At 70.5% G+C, this 13,905-nt stretch carries 15 protein-coding genes; 6 read left to right on the top strand and 9 right to left on the bottom strand.

Annotated elements, in window-relative coordinates; translation table 11 throughout:
• The 3 genes from G6N64_RS13530 to G6N64_RS13520 form a co-directional block, all read right to left on the bottom strand.
• Window positions 1-1,086, bottom strand: coding sequence for a TobH protein (locus G6N64_RS13530; RefSeq protein WP_163797525.1), 1,086 nt, complete (start codon window positions 1,084-1,086; stop codon window positions 1-3).
• Entirely contained in the window at window positions 1,083-2,489 is a 1,407-nt protein-coding gene (locus tag G6N64_RS13525; RefSeq protein ID WP_163797524.1) for a phosphomannomutase/phosphoglucomutase, read from the bottom strand. Before G6N64_RS13525 ends, G6N64_RS13530 begins: the two co-directional genes overlap by 4 nt.
• Window positions 2,490-2,614: 125 nt before the next feature.
• Complete coding sequence (locus G6N64_RS13520; protein WP_163797523.1) at window positions 2,615-3,034, bottom strand: DUF3499 domain-containing protein; 420 nt, start codon at window positions 3,032-3,034, stop codon at window positions 2,615-2,617.
• A gap of 129 nt (window positions 3,035-3,163) precedes the next feature.
• On the opposite strand from G6N64_RS13520, the gene G6N64_RS13515 reads away from it, so the two are divergent.
• Window positions 3,164-3,586 (top strand): metallopeptidase family protein, encoded by a 423-nt coding sequence (locus G6N64_RS13515; protein ID WP_163801750.1) that lies wholly within the window; start codon window positions 3,164-3,166, stop codon window positions 3,584-3,586.
• 27 nt (window positions 3,587-3,613) lie between these two features.
• Here the strand turns inward: G6N64_RS13515 and G6N64_RS13510 are convergent, their stop codons facing one another.
• Window positions 3,614-3,880: a WhiB family transcriptional regulator gene (locus tag G6N64_RS13510; protein WP_174266953.1), complete on the bottom strand. Its 267-nt coding sequence runs from the start codon at window positions 3,878-3,880 to the stop codon at window positions 3,614-3,616.
• 419 nt (window positions 3,881-4,299) lie between these two features.
• Here G6N64_RS13510 and cofD point away from each other — a divergent pair, with 419 nt between their 5' ends.
• The 3 genes from cofD to G6N64_RS13495 are packed head-to-tail and all read left to right on the top strand — an operon-like array spanning window position 4,300 to window position 7,219.
• Window positions 4,300-5,307: a 2-phospho-L-lactate transferase gene (gene cofD, locus G6N64_RS13505; RefSeq protein WP_163797521.1), complete on the top strand. Its 1,008-nt coding sequence runs from the start codon at window positions 4,300-4,302 to the stop codon at window positions 5,305-5,307.
• Window positions 5,304-6,647 (top strand): coenzyme F420-0:L-glutamate ligase, encoded by a 1,344-nt coding sequence (locus G6N64_RS13500; RefSeq protein WP_163797520.1) that lies wholly within the window; start codon window positions 5,304-5,306, stop codon window positions 6,645-6,647. Before cofD ends, G6N64_RS13500 begins: the two co-directional genes overlap by 4 nt.
• Window positions 6,644-7,219 (top strand): NUDIX hydrolase, encoded by a 576-nt coding sequence (locus G6N64_RS13495; protein ID WP_163797519.1) that lies wholly within the window; start codon window positions 6,644-6,646, stop codon window positions 7,217-7,219. Before G6N64_RS13500 ends, G6N64_RS13495 begins: the two co-directional genes overlap by 4 nt.
• Here the strand turns inward: G6N64_RS13495 and manB are convergent.
• From manB to rfbD, 3 genes are read right to left on the bottom strand one after another with little or no spacing between them, the layout of a single operon-like run.
• Complete coding sequence (gene manB / locus G6N64_RS13490) at window positions 7,201-8,289, bottom strand: mannose-1-phosphate guanylyltransferase ManB (protein ID WP_163797518.1); 1,089 nt, start codon at window positions 8,287-8,289, stop codon at window positions 7,201-7,203. The two genes, G6N64_RS13495 and manB, sit on opposite strands and share 19 nt — an antisense overlap.
• 2 nt (window positions 8,290-8,291) lie before the next feature.
• A complete protein-coding gene (locus G6N64_RS13485; RefSeq protein WP_163801748.1) occupies window positions 8,292-9,185 on the bottom strand; it encodes a glycosyltransferase family 2 protein in 894 nt (297 codons plus the stop codon).
• 17 nt (window positions 9,186-9,202) lie between these two features.
• Window positions 9,203-10,102: a dTDP-4-dehydrorhamnose reductase gene (gene rfbD, locus G6N64_RS13480; RefSeq protein ID WP_163797517.1), complete on the bottom strand. Its 900-nt coding sequence runs from the start codon at window positions 10,100-10,102 to the stop codon at window positions 9,203-9,205.
• Window positions 10,103-10,168: 66 nt separating this feature from the next.
• On the opposite strand from rfbD, the gene G6N64_RS13475 reads away from it, so the two are divergent.
• The gene (locus G6N64_RS13475; RefSeq protein WP_163797516.1) at window positions 10,169-11,665 is read left to right on the top strand and encodes an LCP family protein; all 1,497 of its coding nucleotides are present in this window, start codon (window positions 10,169-10,171) and stop codon (window positions 11,663-11,665) included.
• Complete coding sequence (locus G6N64_RS13470; protein WP_163797515.1) at window positions 11,653-12,387, top strand: TIGR03089 family protein; 735 nt, start codon at window positions 11,653-11,655, stop codon at window positions 12,385-12,387. The genes G6N64_RS13475 and G6N64_RS13470 overlap by 13 nt, the downstream gene beginning before the upstream one ends.
• A gap of 3 nt (window positions 12,388-12,390) precedes the next feature.
• Here the strand turns inward: G6N64_RS13470 and G6N64_RS13465 are convergent, their stop codons facing one another.
• Window positions 12,391-12,714, bottom strand: coding sequence for a hypothetical protein (locus tag G6N64_RS13465; protein WP_246231144.1), 324 nt, complete (start codon window positions 12,712-12,714; stop codon window positions 12,391-12,393).
• Window positions 12,715-12,733: 19 nt separating this feature from the next.
• On the bottom strand, window positions 12,734-13,897 hold the full coding sequence (locus G6N64_RS13460) for an acyl-CoA dehydrogenase (RefSeq protein WP_163797514.1): 1,164 nt from the start codon (window positions 13,895-13,897) through the stop codon (window positions 12,734-12,736).
• Window positions 13,898-13,905 lie beyond the last annotated feature (8 nt).

Here is a 13,905-nt window from a genome sequence, read left to right as displayed (position 1 = left end):
CTACCCTCGAACCAGTCGCAGGTAGACGGCCGCCATCTCCAACCGAACCGCCAGCATCGCCAGCTGCTGCTCCAGACGGCCACCGGGTGTCGGCACGGTCACCTCGCCGACGTCACCGGCGCTGACCGTGGTGACGTCGTCATAGCCGCTCAGCCGGCCGAGCACGGCCGGACGCTCCTCGTCGGTGGTGAGCACGATAGTTCGGACCCGCGCCGGCAGGGGACCGTCGAACTCCTCGTCGTGGAAGATGGACGATCCGAGATCATCCGGCACGCGGGTCAATCCGCGCCGCAGCGCCACCATGGTGTCGGCCAGCGTCACCGCCGCAGCCGGTTTCTGCGCCACGCGCAACAGCACCGACGCGGCGTGGCGGGCCATCGCCGACGTCGACGCGTCGTGACCGGCGAGGACCACCGAGGGAGCCGAGAACCGGTCGGCGAGCACCTTCGCCGGATTGGTGAACAGGTCTCGGGACGCGCTGTTGCGCAGCGTCTCGGCGTCGAGTTCGTCGGCCAGTGCGGCGAGGTCGACGACCATCCCGGGATCGACGACGTGCAGGATGAGGAGGCCTGCGGAGAGGTAGCGGGTCAGGCCGAAGTCGTCGGGCACCCGCAGACGCGGCGGCAGGGTCACCGCACGGCCGGCGGCGGCGTCGCGCAACGGCCCCTCCTCGGGCGCCACGACCAGCACCCGCGCACCGCGCCGGACGCCGGACGCGACGGCGGACACTAGGGCGGGGTCGGCCGCGTCGTCGCCCGCGACGACGATGACGTCGAGGGCCCCGATCCAGGGCGGCACCTCGGACGCGGTGACGATCGGTGCCACGGTCGAACTCCCGAGGGCTGCGACGAGAAGTGCGCCAGCGGCCTCGGCGGTACCGTTCCCGGCCACCCACACCACGGTGCGCGGCGGCTGGCCGGATCGCAGCGGCTCGAACACGCCCTCGTCGAAAGCGGCTGCGGTGGAACGCATCTGAGCACCGGCCATCGAGGCCCCGCGCAGCAGGCCCTCGCGGTCGGCGTCCAGCAGACCGTCGGCGTCGTCCAGGTCGACGGTCGCCGCGCCCGTTCGTGGATCGAGGCTCATGGGACGGGCTCACCCGCTCCCTCGGGTGCCGATATCCGGGCACCGACGTGCTCGACGATCGTCGCGACCTCGGCAGCCGTACGGGCCTCGACGTTCAGCCGGAGCAGTGGCTCGGTGTTCGACGTGCGGAGGTTGAACCAGGCGCCCTCGCCGAGGTCGACGGTCACGCCGTCGAGGTGGTCGATCGACTGGATCTTCCCGTCGAAGGACGCGAGCACGGCGTCGACGCACGCGGCGGCGTCGGACACGGTGAAGTTGATCTCGCCGGACTCCTCGTAGCGCTGATAGTCCGCCATCACCGCCGACAGGGGCCGGCCCTGCTCGCCGAGCGCCGCGAGCACGTGCAGCGCGGCCAGCATGCCCGAATCGGCACCCCAGAAGTCGCGGAAGTAGTAGTGGGCGGAGTGCTCGCCGCCGAAGATCGCGCCCGTCTCGGCCATCAGGGCCTTGATGTAGGAGTGGCCGACGCGCGACCGGAGCGCGGTGCCACCACGCTCGACGATGAGTTCGGGGACGGCCCGCGAGGTGATGAGGTTGTGGATCACCGTCGCCCCGATCTCACGGCCGAGTTCGCGGCCGGCCACCAGGGCCGTCACGGCCGACGGCGTGACCGGCTTGCCCTGCTCGTCGACGACGAAGCAGCGGTCGGCGTCCCCGTCGAAGGCGAGGCCGACGTCGGCGCCGGTGGCCAGCACGTACGCCTGCAGGTCGACGAGGTTGGCCGGGTCCAGCGGGTTGGCCTCGTGATTCGGGAAGGTGCCGTCGAGTTCGAAGAACAGCGGCAGCAGCGTGATGCCGGGGATCGCGCCCAGGACGGCCGGGGAGGTGTGGCCGCCCATCCCGTTGCCCGCGTCCACGGCGACCCGCAGGGGGCGTGACGCCCCGAGGTCGACCAGCGATCGCAGGAAGTCGCCGTACTCGCTCAGCACGTCTCGGTCGGTGATCGTGCCCGGGGTGCCGTCGAAGGTGGGAACGCCCGCGATCACCTCGTCGCTGATGGCGGTCAGACCGGTGTCCTTGCCGACGGGCTTGGCGCCCGCCCGGCACAGCTTGATGCCGTTGTAGGCGGCCGGGTTGTGGCTCGCGGTGAACATCGCACCGGGACAGTCGAGCACGCCGGATGCGAAGTACAGCTGGTCGGTCGAGGCGAGACCGATGCGGACCACGTCGAGGCCCTGGGCGACGACACCGTCGGCGAACGCCGAGGCGAGAGAGGGCGAACTCTCCCTCATGTCGTATCCGATGACCACCTGGCTCGGGCCGGGGCTGGTCTCGTCGCGGACGAGGCGGGCGAAGGCACCGCCGACGTCGCGGACGAACGCCTCGTCGATCTGCTCTCCGACGAGCCCCCGCACGTCATAGGCCTTGATCACCCGGTGGACGGCCGCTGCGGTCCGAGACATGGAGACTCCTCGCTTCGCGTGACGGCCGGGCACCCCCACCCGGGAATGCTGTTATCCCCAGCCTATCGGCTCGCCAATCCTGGTGGTGCCGGTCGACTCGTTCGACCGCCCGAAACCCGGGCCTCCTAATCGGACGGGTCGGGCAGGACGCGCAGGTGGCCGCGTCGACGGCCGTTCTGGTCGGGCCGGGTAGCGGGCGGCGCCATCAGCGCCGCACCCTGGACTCCGGTGCCGGGGTCGGAGAAGCCCGCGGTCATGGCGGCCGCCGGCCGTATCCCGTCGCGGGCCTCACGGACGGCGTCGGCGAGCGCCACCAGATCGTCGTCGTCGGTGTGCGACGGCAGCGGACCGGCGTGCCGGACCAACTCCCACCCGCGGGGCGCGGTGATGCGGCCCGCGTGCAGCACGCACAGGTCCCACGAGTGGGGCTCGGACACGGTGGCCAGCGGACCCACGACCGCGGTGGAGTCCGAGTAGACGAAGGTCAGCGTCGCCACGGCGTAGTGCGGGCACCCAGGCCTGCAGCAGCGTCGGGGAGCGTTCACGGACGGAAGGTTATCGCGCACCGACCCCGCGTGCGGCCGACACGCGCAGCAGGTGGTCCGCCGATCCCCAACCGTTACGATCCAACGATGCCCGAGCAGCGTCCGTGGGGGTCACGTCGAGGCCGGGGCATGCGTGGACCGCTGCTCCCGCCGACCGTGCCGGGGTGGCGCAGCAGGGCGGAGCGCTTCGACATGGCGGTGCTCGAGGCCTACGAGCCGATCGAGCGGCGGTGGCAGGACCGCTTGTCGACGCTGGACGTCGCGGTCGACGAGATCCCCCGGATATCGCCGAAGGATCCCGACAGCGTGCAGTGGCCGCCCGAGGTGGTGGCCGACGGCCCCATCGCGCTGGCGAGGTTGATCCCGGCTGGGGTGGACGTTCGTGGCAATTCCACTCGGGCGCGAATCGTGTTGTTCCGCAAGCCACTCGAGCGGCGGGCCAAGGACGTCGACGACCTGGCCGATCTGTTGCACGAGGTTCTGGTGGCTCAGGTGGCGACGTTCCTGGGCGTCGAGCCTTCCGTCATCGACCCGACGATCGACGACGACTGAGCGCGGCGGCGCGAGGCCGCCGAGGGGTCAGATGATCCCGCGCTTGAGGCGGCGGCGCTCCCGCTCCGACAGCCCGCCCCAGATGCCGAAGCGCTCGTCGTTGGCCAGCGCGTACTCGAGGCAGCGATCGCGGACCTCGCAGCCCTGGCAGATGCGCTTGGCCTCGCGGGTCGAGCCGCCCTTCTCGGGGAAGAACGCCTCCGGATCGGTCTGAGCGCACAGACCGCGCTCCTGCCACTGGTCCTCCTCGTCGAAGGACCCGTCGAGGGCACTGCGCTCCGGCACCAAACTCAACTGGGGACGTCCCGGCGTGACGAGCTGGGCCGGCCCCGTGTTGGTGTGCGGTGTGCTGCCGACTGAGCCGAGCATCCGTCCGTCGAACGGTGCGACGCTGCCGAAATCGGCACTCTCATAAGACATATCCGCCTCCTCACCTGGTCTCGTAATAGATCACGGAGGCCCCACCCCTGATCGTGCGGCCGATTCAATTCGAACAAGTGATCGAATCTCGGTCTGCGACACCGGAACCGGCCGGCCAACCGCGAAATGACACTGATGTGATTAGACACGGGTTAGCTGCACCGGTCAAGCGCTAGGGCCAGATTTCATATCACCTCGTTACCGAAATACGGCGCGTCGGTTATCCGGCGTGTCGGTCACACACCCCGACTCGGGGCCCACCGCCGCAGCACGACGGCCTAGTGTCGGTGAACGTGAAGGTGACAGTTCTGGTCGGCGGAGTGGGCGGAGCCCGCTTTCTGCTCGGGGTTCAACGGTTGCTGGGGCTCGGTCAGTTCAGCGGAGCCGCCTCGGGCCGTTTGCCAGGCGACCACGACGTGACCGCGGTGGTCAACGTCGGCGACGACGCCTGGATGCACGGGGTGCGCATCTGTCCGGACCTCGACACGTGTATGTACACCCTAGGCGGTGGCATCGACCCGGAACGCGGCTGGGGGCACCGGGACGAGACGTGGAACGCGAAGGCCGAACTCGAGGCCTATGGCGTGCAACCCGACTGGTTCGGTCTCGGCGACAAGGACCTGGCGACCCACCTGGTCCGCAGCCAGATGTTGCGCGCCGGCTACCCGCTCTCCGCGGTCACCGAGGCGCTGTGTGCGCGCTGGCAGCCCGGCGCACGATTGATCCCCGCCAGCGACGACCGCAGCGAAACCCACGTCGTGGTAACCGTTCCCGACGAGGGCGGTGACGACGACCGCCGGGCGATCCACTTCCAGGAGTGGTGGGTGCGCTACCGCGCCAAGATCCCGACCCACGGCTTCGCGTTCGTGGGCGCGGAGAAGGCGTCCGCCGCACCCGGTGTGGCCGAGGCGATCGCCGAGGCCGACGTGGTGCTGCTCGCCCCCTCCAACCCCGTGGTGAGCATCGGCGCCATCCTCGCCGTGCCCGGCGTCCGCGCGGCGCTGCGATCGACCACGGCACCCGTGGTCGGCTACTCCCCCATCGTCGCCGGCCGTGCGCTGCGCGGCATGGCCGACGAATGCCTGTCGGTGATCGGCGTCGAGACCAGCTCGCAGGCCGTCGGCGCGCACTACGGCGCGCGCAGCGGCGTCGGCATCCTGGACGCCTGGCTGATCGACGAGGGTGACGAGGCCGTCGTCGACGGGGTGACCGTGCGGGCGGTACCGCTCCTGATGTCGGATCCCGAGGCCACCGCGGAGATGGTGCGCGCGGGCCTCGACGTGGCGGGCCTGCCGACGTGAACGTCGAACACGGCTCGGCCGGCTCGATCGAGATCCTGCCCGTCCCCGGCCTTCCTGAGTTTCGTCCGGGCGACGACGTCGCCGCGGCGCTCGCCGGGGCGGCCCCCTGGCTGCGCGACGGCGACGTCGTCGTGGTCACCAGCAAGGTGCTCTCCAAGAGCGAGGGCCGCATCGTCACCGCGCCGACCGATCCCGACGAGCGGGACACGCTGCGCCGCAAGTTGATCGACGACGAGGCGGTGCGGGTGCTGGCGCGCAAGGGCCGGACCCTCATCACCGAGAACGCCATCGGCCTCGTGCAGGCGGCCGCCGGCGTCGACGGCTCCAACGTCGACTCCGGCGAACTCGCACTGCTCCCCGTCGATCCAGACGGCAGCGCCGCCGCGCTGCGCGTCCGGTTGCGCGAACTTCTCGGCGTCACCGTGGCGATCGTCGTCACCGACACCATGGGGCGTGCCTGGCGCAACGGGCAGACGGACGTGGCCATCGGGGCGGCCGGACTGGCCGTGCTGCACGGCTATGCGGGGGCCCACGACGTCCACGGGAACGAACTCGTCGTGACCGAGGTCGCCGTCGCCGACGAGATCGCCGCCGCCGCCGATCTCGTCAAGGGCAAGCTCACCGCGATCCCGGTCGCGGTCGTCCGCGGCCTGAGCCCCGTCGACGACGGATCAAACGGTCATTCCCTCGTCCGCACGGGCGAGGACGACCTCTTCTGGCTCGGTGCGGCCGAGGCCATCGCGCTGGGCCGCTCGCAGGCCCAGCTGCTCCGACGGTCCGTGCGGCGATTCACCCCCAACCCCGTCGACCCCGCCGTCGTCGAGGCGGCGGTCGGCGAGGCACTGACCGCACCGGCGCCGCATCACACCCGGCCCGTGCGGTTCGTGTGGGTGCGCGACCACGAACGCCGACGGCGTCTGCTCGACGCGATGCAGCAGAAGTGGCGAGCCGACCTCCTCGCCGACGGCCGGTCCGAGGAGTCCGTCGACCGACGCGTCGCACGGGGCCAGATCCTCTACGACGCGCCCGAACTCGTCGTCCCGATCATGGTGCCCGACGGCGCGCACGCCTATCCCGACGCGGAGCGGACCGCCGCCGAACACACGATGTTCACCGTCGCGGCGGGCGCTGCGGTACAGGCGATGCTGGTCGCCCTCGCCGTCCGGGACGTGGGCAGCTGCTGGATCGGATCCACGATCTTCGCCCCCGACCTGGTGCGCGCCGAACTCGACCTGCCCGAGGATTGGGAACCCCTGGGCGCCATTGCCATCGGCCACCCCGAGGATCCCGCGGGGCCGCGGCCGCCGGTGCCCACCGACGACCTGCTCGTGATCCGGTGACGCTGCACGACTCCGTCGTCGACGCGCTGCGCGGCTGGACCGCACCGGACCCCGCGCAGGATTCACTGCGCTACGCGCTGCTCGCGTTCGTGTTGGCCCGCCCCGATGCGTGTCGCAGGTCCTGCGCCCCTGGGCACGTGACCGCGTCGGCGCTCGTGCTGGACCACGGCGGAACCCGCACGCTGCTCACCCTGCACCCACGCGTCGGCCGGTGGGTACAGCTGGGCGGCCATTGCGAGGACACAGATCCCGACATCGTCGCCGCCGCGCTGCGCGAAGCCACCGAGGAGTCCGGCATCGCCGGACTGGCCATCGATCCCGTGCCCGCGGCGCTCCACGTCCACGCCCTCACCTGCTCCGGCGGCACGCCCACGCACCACCTGGACGTCCAGTTCGTCGTCCGCGCACCCGAGGACGCCGACATCGCCCGCAGCGACGAATCTCTGGACCTGCGCTGGTGGCCGCTCGACGCACTGCCCGACGACGCGGACTTCGGGTTGCGGCAACTGGCCCGTGCGGCTCGGAGTCGATCGGAATCGCCTGCGGTGCAGACTCAGACGTCGGTGGAGTAGCGGATCCCGCCGTCGGGGATGGTGACGCCCGGCCACACCCGCGCGCCGCGCAGGAGTTCGCATCGCGCACCGATGTTGGCGCCGTCGCCGATGACGCCGTCGCGGATCAGTGCCCGCGGGCCGATGCGCGCGCCGAACCCGATGATGGACCGCTCGATGACGGCACCCGCCTCGATCCGTGCGCCGTCGAAGATCACCGCACCGTCGAGCCGGGCACCGGGCCCGATCTCGGCTCCGCGTCCGACCACCGTGCCGCCGATGAGCAGCGCACCGGGCGCCACCGACGCGCCCTCGTGGACCAGTTCCTCGCCGCGGTGCCCCTTGAGCGCCGGCGACGGTGCGATGCCGCGGACGAGGTCCGCCGAGCCGCGGACGAAGTCGTCCGGCGTACCCATGTCGCGCCAGTAGGTGGCGTCGACGTACCCGCACACCTTCAGACCGTCGGCCAGCAGTGCGGGGAACACCTCGCGCTCGACCGACACCGCGCGTCCCGTCGGGATCCTGTCGATCACGGCGCGGTTGAAGACGTAACACCCGGCGTTGATCTGATCCGTCGGCGGGTCCTGGGTCTTCTCGAGGAACGCCGTCACGCCGCCGTCGGGATCGGTGGGAACGCACCCGAAGGCGCGCGGATCGCCGACGCGCACCAGGTGCAGGGTCAGGTCGGCCTCGCGTTCGTGGTGACTGGCCAGCAGCGCACCGAGGTCGGCGCCGGAGAGCACGTCGCCGTTGAACACCAGCGCGGTGTCGTACCGCAGCTTGGGCGCCACGTTCGCGATGCCGCCGCCGGTGCCGCGCGCCTCCTCCTCGAAGACGTACTCGATGTCGAGTCCGAGTGCGGAGCCGTCGCCGAACTCGTCCTCGAAGACGCCTGCCTTGTAGGAGGTGCCCAGGACGACGTGGGTGATGCCCGCGTCGGCGATGCGGCTCAGCAGGTGCGTCAGGAACGGCAGACCGGCCGTCGGCAGCATCGGCTTGGGGGCCGACAGCGTCAGGGGGCGTAGGCGCGTGCCCTGCCCACCGACCAGGATCACCGCATCCGTCCGTGCCGGGTCCACTGCGTGTGCCATGGTCAGCGCCGTCCTTTCGCCTGCTTGCGTCGAGAGCTGCCCACCACCAGGCCGGCGCGCACGGCCAGTGCCGACCTGATGCTCCACCTCAGCGGCGCGTGCCACCAGCGAGGATGCCGATCGGCGAGGAAAGTGTAGGTGCTGACGTGATGGGCGGCCAAGTTGCGGGCGGGATCGCGTCCCGTCGCGTGTCCCTTGTCGTGCAGGATCTCGGCGGACGGCACGTAGACGTTCAGCCAACCCGCCCGACCCAGACGATCTCCCAGGTCCACGTCTTCCATGTACATGAAGTACCGGTCGTCGAAACCGTTCACCTCGTCGAACGCGGAGCGCCGCAGCAGCAGGCACGACCCGGACAGCCAGCCGACGGGACGTTCGCTGGGCTCGAGGCGGTCCTGCCGGTAGGCCGCGGTCCACGGATTGTTCTTCCAGAACGGACCGACGACGGCGTGCATGCCACCGCGGACCAGACTCGGCTGGTGGCGCGCCGACGGGTACACCGACCCGTCGGGATCGCGGATCAGGGGGCCGAGTGCGCCCGCCCGTGGCCACCGACGTGCGGCCTCGAGCATCGCGTCGATGCTGTTCGGTCCCCACTGCACGTCGGGGTTGGCGACGATGAAGTATTCGGCGTCCCCGGAGTACGACGGATCGTGCAGGTAGTGGGCGACGGCCCGGTTCACGGCACCGCCGTAGCCGAGGTTGGCACCGGTGCGCAGCAGGTGGACGTTGGGATGGGTCTCGGCAGCCGCCTCGGGTGATCCGTCGGTGGATCCGTTGTCGGCCATCACGACGGTGACGGGCCGCTCCGTGGCGTGCGGCAGCGTCGCCAGGAACCGGTCGAGGTGCGTGCCCGGCGAGTAGGTCACCGTGACGACCACCAACTCGTCGCTCACGCGATCGGGATCGTCGCTCACGGCGTAGAGGGTAGCGATCCGGCGCCCGGTGTCGCGCCACCGGCGTTCACCGCTGCCGCGAGCGCGTCCCGCCATGGCCGCAGGGGGGTCAGACCCGCCTCGGCCGAACGCCGTGCCGACAGCGCCGAGTACGGGGGGCGCGGCGCGGGCCTCGGATGCCGATCGGTGCCGACGGGACGGACGAGCTCCGGGTCGGCGCCGACGAGTTCGTATACGGTGCGGGCCTGTTCGAAGCGGCTGGCGGTACCGCCGTTCGGAGCGTGCAGGATCGGGGCGGCGATCCCGGTGTCGGCCACCTGCAGCAGCGCGGTCACCAGGTCCTCGACCCACGTCGGCGAGCCGATCTGATCGGCCACCACGTCGACCGTCGCACCCTCGGCGGCCTTGCGCCGCATCACCGACACGAAGTCCGAGCCGTCCCCGCCGGTGAAGATCCAGGAGGTGCGGACCACCGTGGCGGTGGGCAGTTCGGACAGCACCGCGGTCTCACCCGCGAGCTTGGTGCGGCCGTACACCGACAGCGGCCTCGTCTCGTCGTCGATCTCGTACGGCCTGGGCTCCGCGCCGCGGAAGTCACCGTCGAACACGTAGTCGGTCGACACGTGGATCAGGCGCGCACCGACGCCGGCGCACGCCCGCGCGACGTTGCGTGGACCCGTCTCGTTCACCGCACGGGCGCGATCGGGTTCGCGTTCGGCATCGTCGACCCGGGTGTAGGCCGCGCAGTTCACCACGACGTCCCCGGACGAAATGTGACGTTCCGGGGCGTCGGCGTCGGTGATGTCGCACTCGGCCGACCCCAGTGCCACCACCTCGCGGCCTCCGGAAGCGGCCTGAGCAGCCAGAACGGTTCCGAGTAGGCCCCCGGCCCCCAGGATCACCATGCGGTCGGACATCTGTCGAGTCTGGCACGCCGACGCGCGCTACCCGGGCGGAGGGCATCTCGCCAGTAACCTGGGCGGATGCCCGCTCGTCTCACCCGGTCCGTCGCCGTCATCGCGGCGCTGCTGGTCGTCGTCGGCACCGGGGTCGCGTGGGGAAAGATCCGGTCGTTCGAATCCGGCATCAACCACATCAGCGCCGAGTCGCTGGGCGGTGGCGGCGAGGACGGTGCCATCGACGTCCTGCTGGTCGGCATGGACAGCCGCACCGACGCACACGGCAACCCGCTGTCGGCCGAGGAGTTGGCGACGTTGCGCGCGGGCGACGACGTCGCGACCAACACCGACACCATCATCCTGGTGCGCATCCCCAACAACGGGAAGTCCGCGACGGCGATCTCCATCCCGCGCGACTCGTACGTGCAAGCACCGGGTTTCGGCAAGACCAAGATCAACGGCGTGTTCGGCGCGGTCAAGCTCGAGGAGATGAAGCAGCTCGTCGAGGTCGAGGGCGAGGACCCGGCCGTCGCCGAACCCAAGGCCGTCGAGAGGGGCCGTGAGGCGCTGATCGAGACGGTCGCCGACCTCACCGGCGTCACCGTCGACCATTACGCCGAGATCGGCCTGCTGGGGTTCTCCCTCATCACCGATGCACTGGGCGGCGTCGACGTGTGCCTCAAGGAGCCCGTCTACGAACCGCTGTCGGGTGCGGACTTCCCCGCCGGCTGGCAGAAGCTGGACGGGCCGCAGGCCCTGAGCTTCGTCCGGCAGCGCCACGACCTCCCCCGCGGCGACCTCGACCGCGTCGTCCGCCAGCAGTCCGTGATGGCGTCGCTTGCTCACCAGGTGATCTCGAGCAAGACGCTGTCGAGCCCCGCGACGCTGAACCGGTTGCAGGACGCGGTGCAGCGGTCGGTGGTGCTCTCCGACGGCTGGGACATCATGGACTTCATCAACCAGCTGCAGAACCTCGCGGCGGGCAACGTCGCGTTCGCGACGATCCCCGTGCTGCAGGAGGACGGCTGGAGCGACGACGGGATGCAGAGCGTCGTGCGCGTCGATCCCACGCAGGTGCAGGAGTGGGTGGCCGGGCTGCTCCAGGACCAGGACGAGGGCAAGACCGAGCAGTTGGCGTACTCGCCGGACAAGACCACCGCCGACGTCGTGAACGACACCGACATCAACGGCCTCGCCGCCTCGGTGTCGGAGGTGTTGACCGGCAAGGGATTCGCCGCGGGCAACATCGGCAACAGCGATGCGACACACGTGGACGAGAGCCAGGTCCAGGCCGCCACGGTCGACGACCTCGGTGCGCAGGCGATCGCCAAGGAACTCGGCAGCCTGCCGGTCGTCGCGGAGGCCTCGCTGGCGCCGGGGACCGTGCGCGTGGTCCTGGGAGCGGACTACACCGGCCCCGGATCCGGCCTCGGTAGCGAGGATCCGTCGACGATCGGCCTGAACACCGACGTCGCCTCGGGTGACGCCGTCGCTCCGGCGGCCACCGAGGACGGCACCACCGCACCGCTGCTGTCGCCGATCATCACCGCAGGATCGAACGACCCCGCATGCGTGAACTGAGCACCGTCAGTGGGGCTCTCCTCGAGCCCCGGCTGAGGACGAGCCCTACCGCACCCGCGATCACCTACTACGACGACGCCACCGGCGAACGGATCGAACTGTCCGCGGTGACGCTGGCGAACTGGGCCGCCAAGACCGGCAACCTGCTGCGCGACGAGCTGGGAGCGGGACCCGGCAGCCGTGTCGCCGTGCTGCTGCCCGCGCACTGGCAGACCGCGGGCGTCCTCCTGGGCATCTGGTACATCGGCGCGGAAGCGGTTGTCGGTCACTCGGATTGGCGGACAGACTGCGACGTCGCCTGCACCACGATGGCGCGCCTCGACGAGGCCGACACCGCGGTGGTCCCGATGGGTGAGGTGGTGGCGCTGTCCCTCGACCCGTTCGGCAAGCCGGTTCCCGACCTCCCGGTGGGCATCACCGACTACGCCACCTCGGTGCGGGTGCACGGCGATCAGATCGCCGCCGAGCCGAACCCGGGTCCCGCCCTGGCCGGCCGCAGCGTCGCCGACACCCTGGCGGCAGCCGAATCCGCCGCTGGGGCGCGGGGTCTGACGGCAGGCGACCGAGTGCTGTCGACGACGGACTGGGACAGCGCCGACGCCGTCGTCGATCACCTGCTCGCGGTGTTCGCCTCCGGCGGATCGCTGGTCCAGGTGGCCAATCCCGATCCCGCCGCCCAGGATCGGCGCAGGCAGACCGAGAAGATCAGCGCCGAGATCTGAGCCCTACTCCGGCCCCTCGGCGGCAGGCGCGGTCTCGCGGAGGTGCCGCATCCGCCGGAACTCGACCGCGGCGAGTGCCACGGCCGCCACCGACAGCAGGTCCGAGACGGTGATCCCGTGGTCGGCGCTGAGCGTCCACAGCACCGGCCCCTCCAGCGGACCGTTCGTCAGCGGCCAGACCACCGCAGACGTCAGCAGCACCCCCAGCGACAAAGGGCGAGGCGCGATCGCGCACCACGCCGCCGACGCGGCGAGTGCGATGAGCGCGACGAGTCCGTAGAGGAGTCCCGCGGGCGTGTTCGCGACGTCCGCGAAGTAGGTCAGCACCGCGGGACTCCGATGGCGCCTACTTCAGCAGCGAGCGCGACATGACGACGCGCTGAATCTGATTGGTGCCTTCGTAGATCTGGGTGATCTTCGCGTCCCGCATGAAGCGCTCGACCGGGAAGTCGACGGTGTATCCGTAGCCACCGAACAGCTGCACCGCGTTGGTCGTGACCTCCATCGCGACGTCGGAGGCAAAGCACTTCGACGCCGAGGAGATGAAGCCGAGGTCGGGCTCACCGCGCTCGGCACGCGCCGCGGCGCTGTAGACCATCAGCCGGGCGGCCTCGATCTTCATCGCCATGTCGGCGAGCATGAACTGGGTGTTCTGGAAGTCGCTGATGGACTTGCCGAACTGCTTGCGTTCCTTGGTGTAGGTGATCGCCGCATCCAGTGCGCCCTGCGCGATGCCGACGGCCTGCGCGCCGATGGTCGGGCGGGTGTGGTCCAGCGTGGCCAAGGCGGTCTTGAAGCCGGTGCCGGGCTCGCCGATGATCCGGTCGCCCGGGATGCGGCAGTCCTCGAAGTAGAGGTCGGTGGTGGGTGAGCCCTTGATGCCCATCTTGCGTTCCTTGGGCCCGACGCTGAACCCGGGGTCGTCGGCGTGCACCACGAACGCGGAGATGCCGTTGGCACCCTTGTCGGGATCGGTCACCGCCATCACCGTGTACCAGGTCGACTTGCCGCCGTTCGAGATCCAGCACTTGGAGCCGTTGAGCACCCAGTCGTCGCCGTCTGCCTTCGCACGGGTGCGCATCGCCGCCGCATCGCTACCGGCCTCCCGCTCGGAGAGGGCGTACGAGGCGGTGGCCTCGCCGGCGCCGATCGACGGAAGGACCTGCTTCTTGATCTCCTCGGAGCCGCGCAGGAGCATGCCCATCGTGCCGAGCTTGTTGCAGATCGGGATCAGCGACGACGACGCACACACCCGCGCCACCTCCTCGATCACGATGCAGGCCGTGATCGAGTCGCCGCCTTGGCCGCCGTACTCCTCGGGGATGTGGATGGCGGAGAAGCCCGACGAGTTGAGCGCCTTCAGCGCCTCGTCGGTGTACCGCGCCTTCTCATCGACATCGGCCGCGTACGGCGCGATCTCCTTCTCGCACAGATCACGAAGCACCGAACGCAGTTCGTGGTGCTCGTCGGACAACTTGAAGACGTCAAAGGACGGGTTACCGATCGACATGGTGAGAC

The organism is Mycolicibacterium sediminis (assembly GCF_010731735.1).
Lineage (GTDB): Bacteria > Actinomycetota > Actinomycetes > Mycobacteriales > Mycobacteriaceae > Mycobacterium > Mycobacterium sediminis.
Note: the sequence above shows the minus strand (reverse complement) of the source record. Positions and strands in the feature narration are given on the sequence as shown.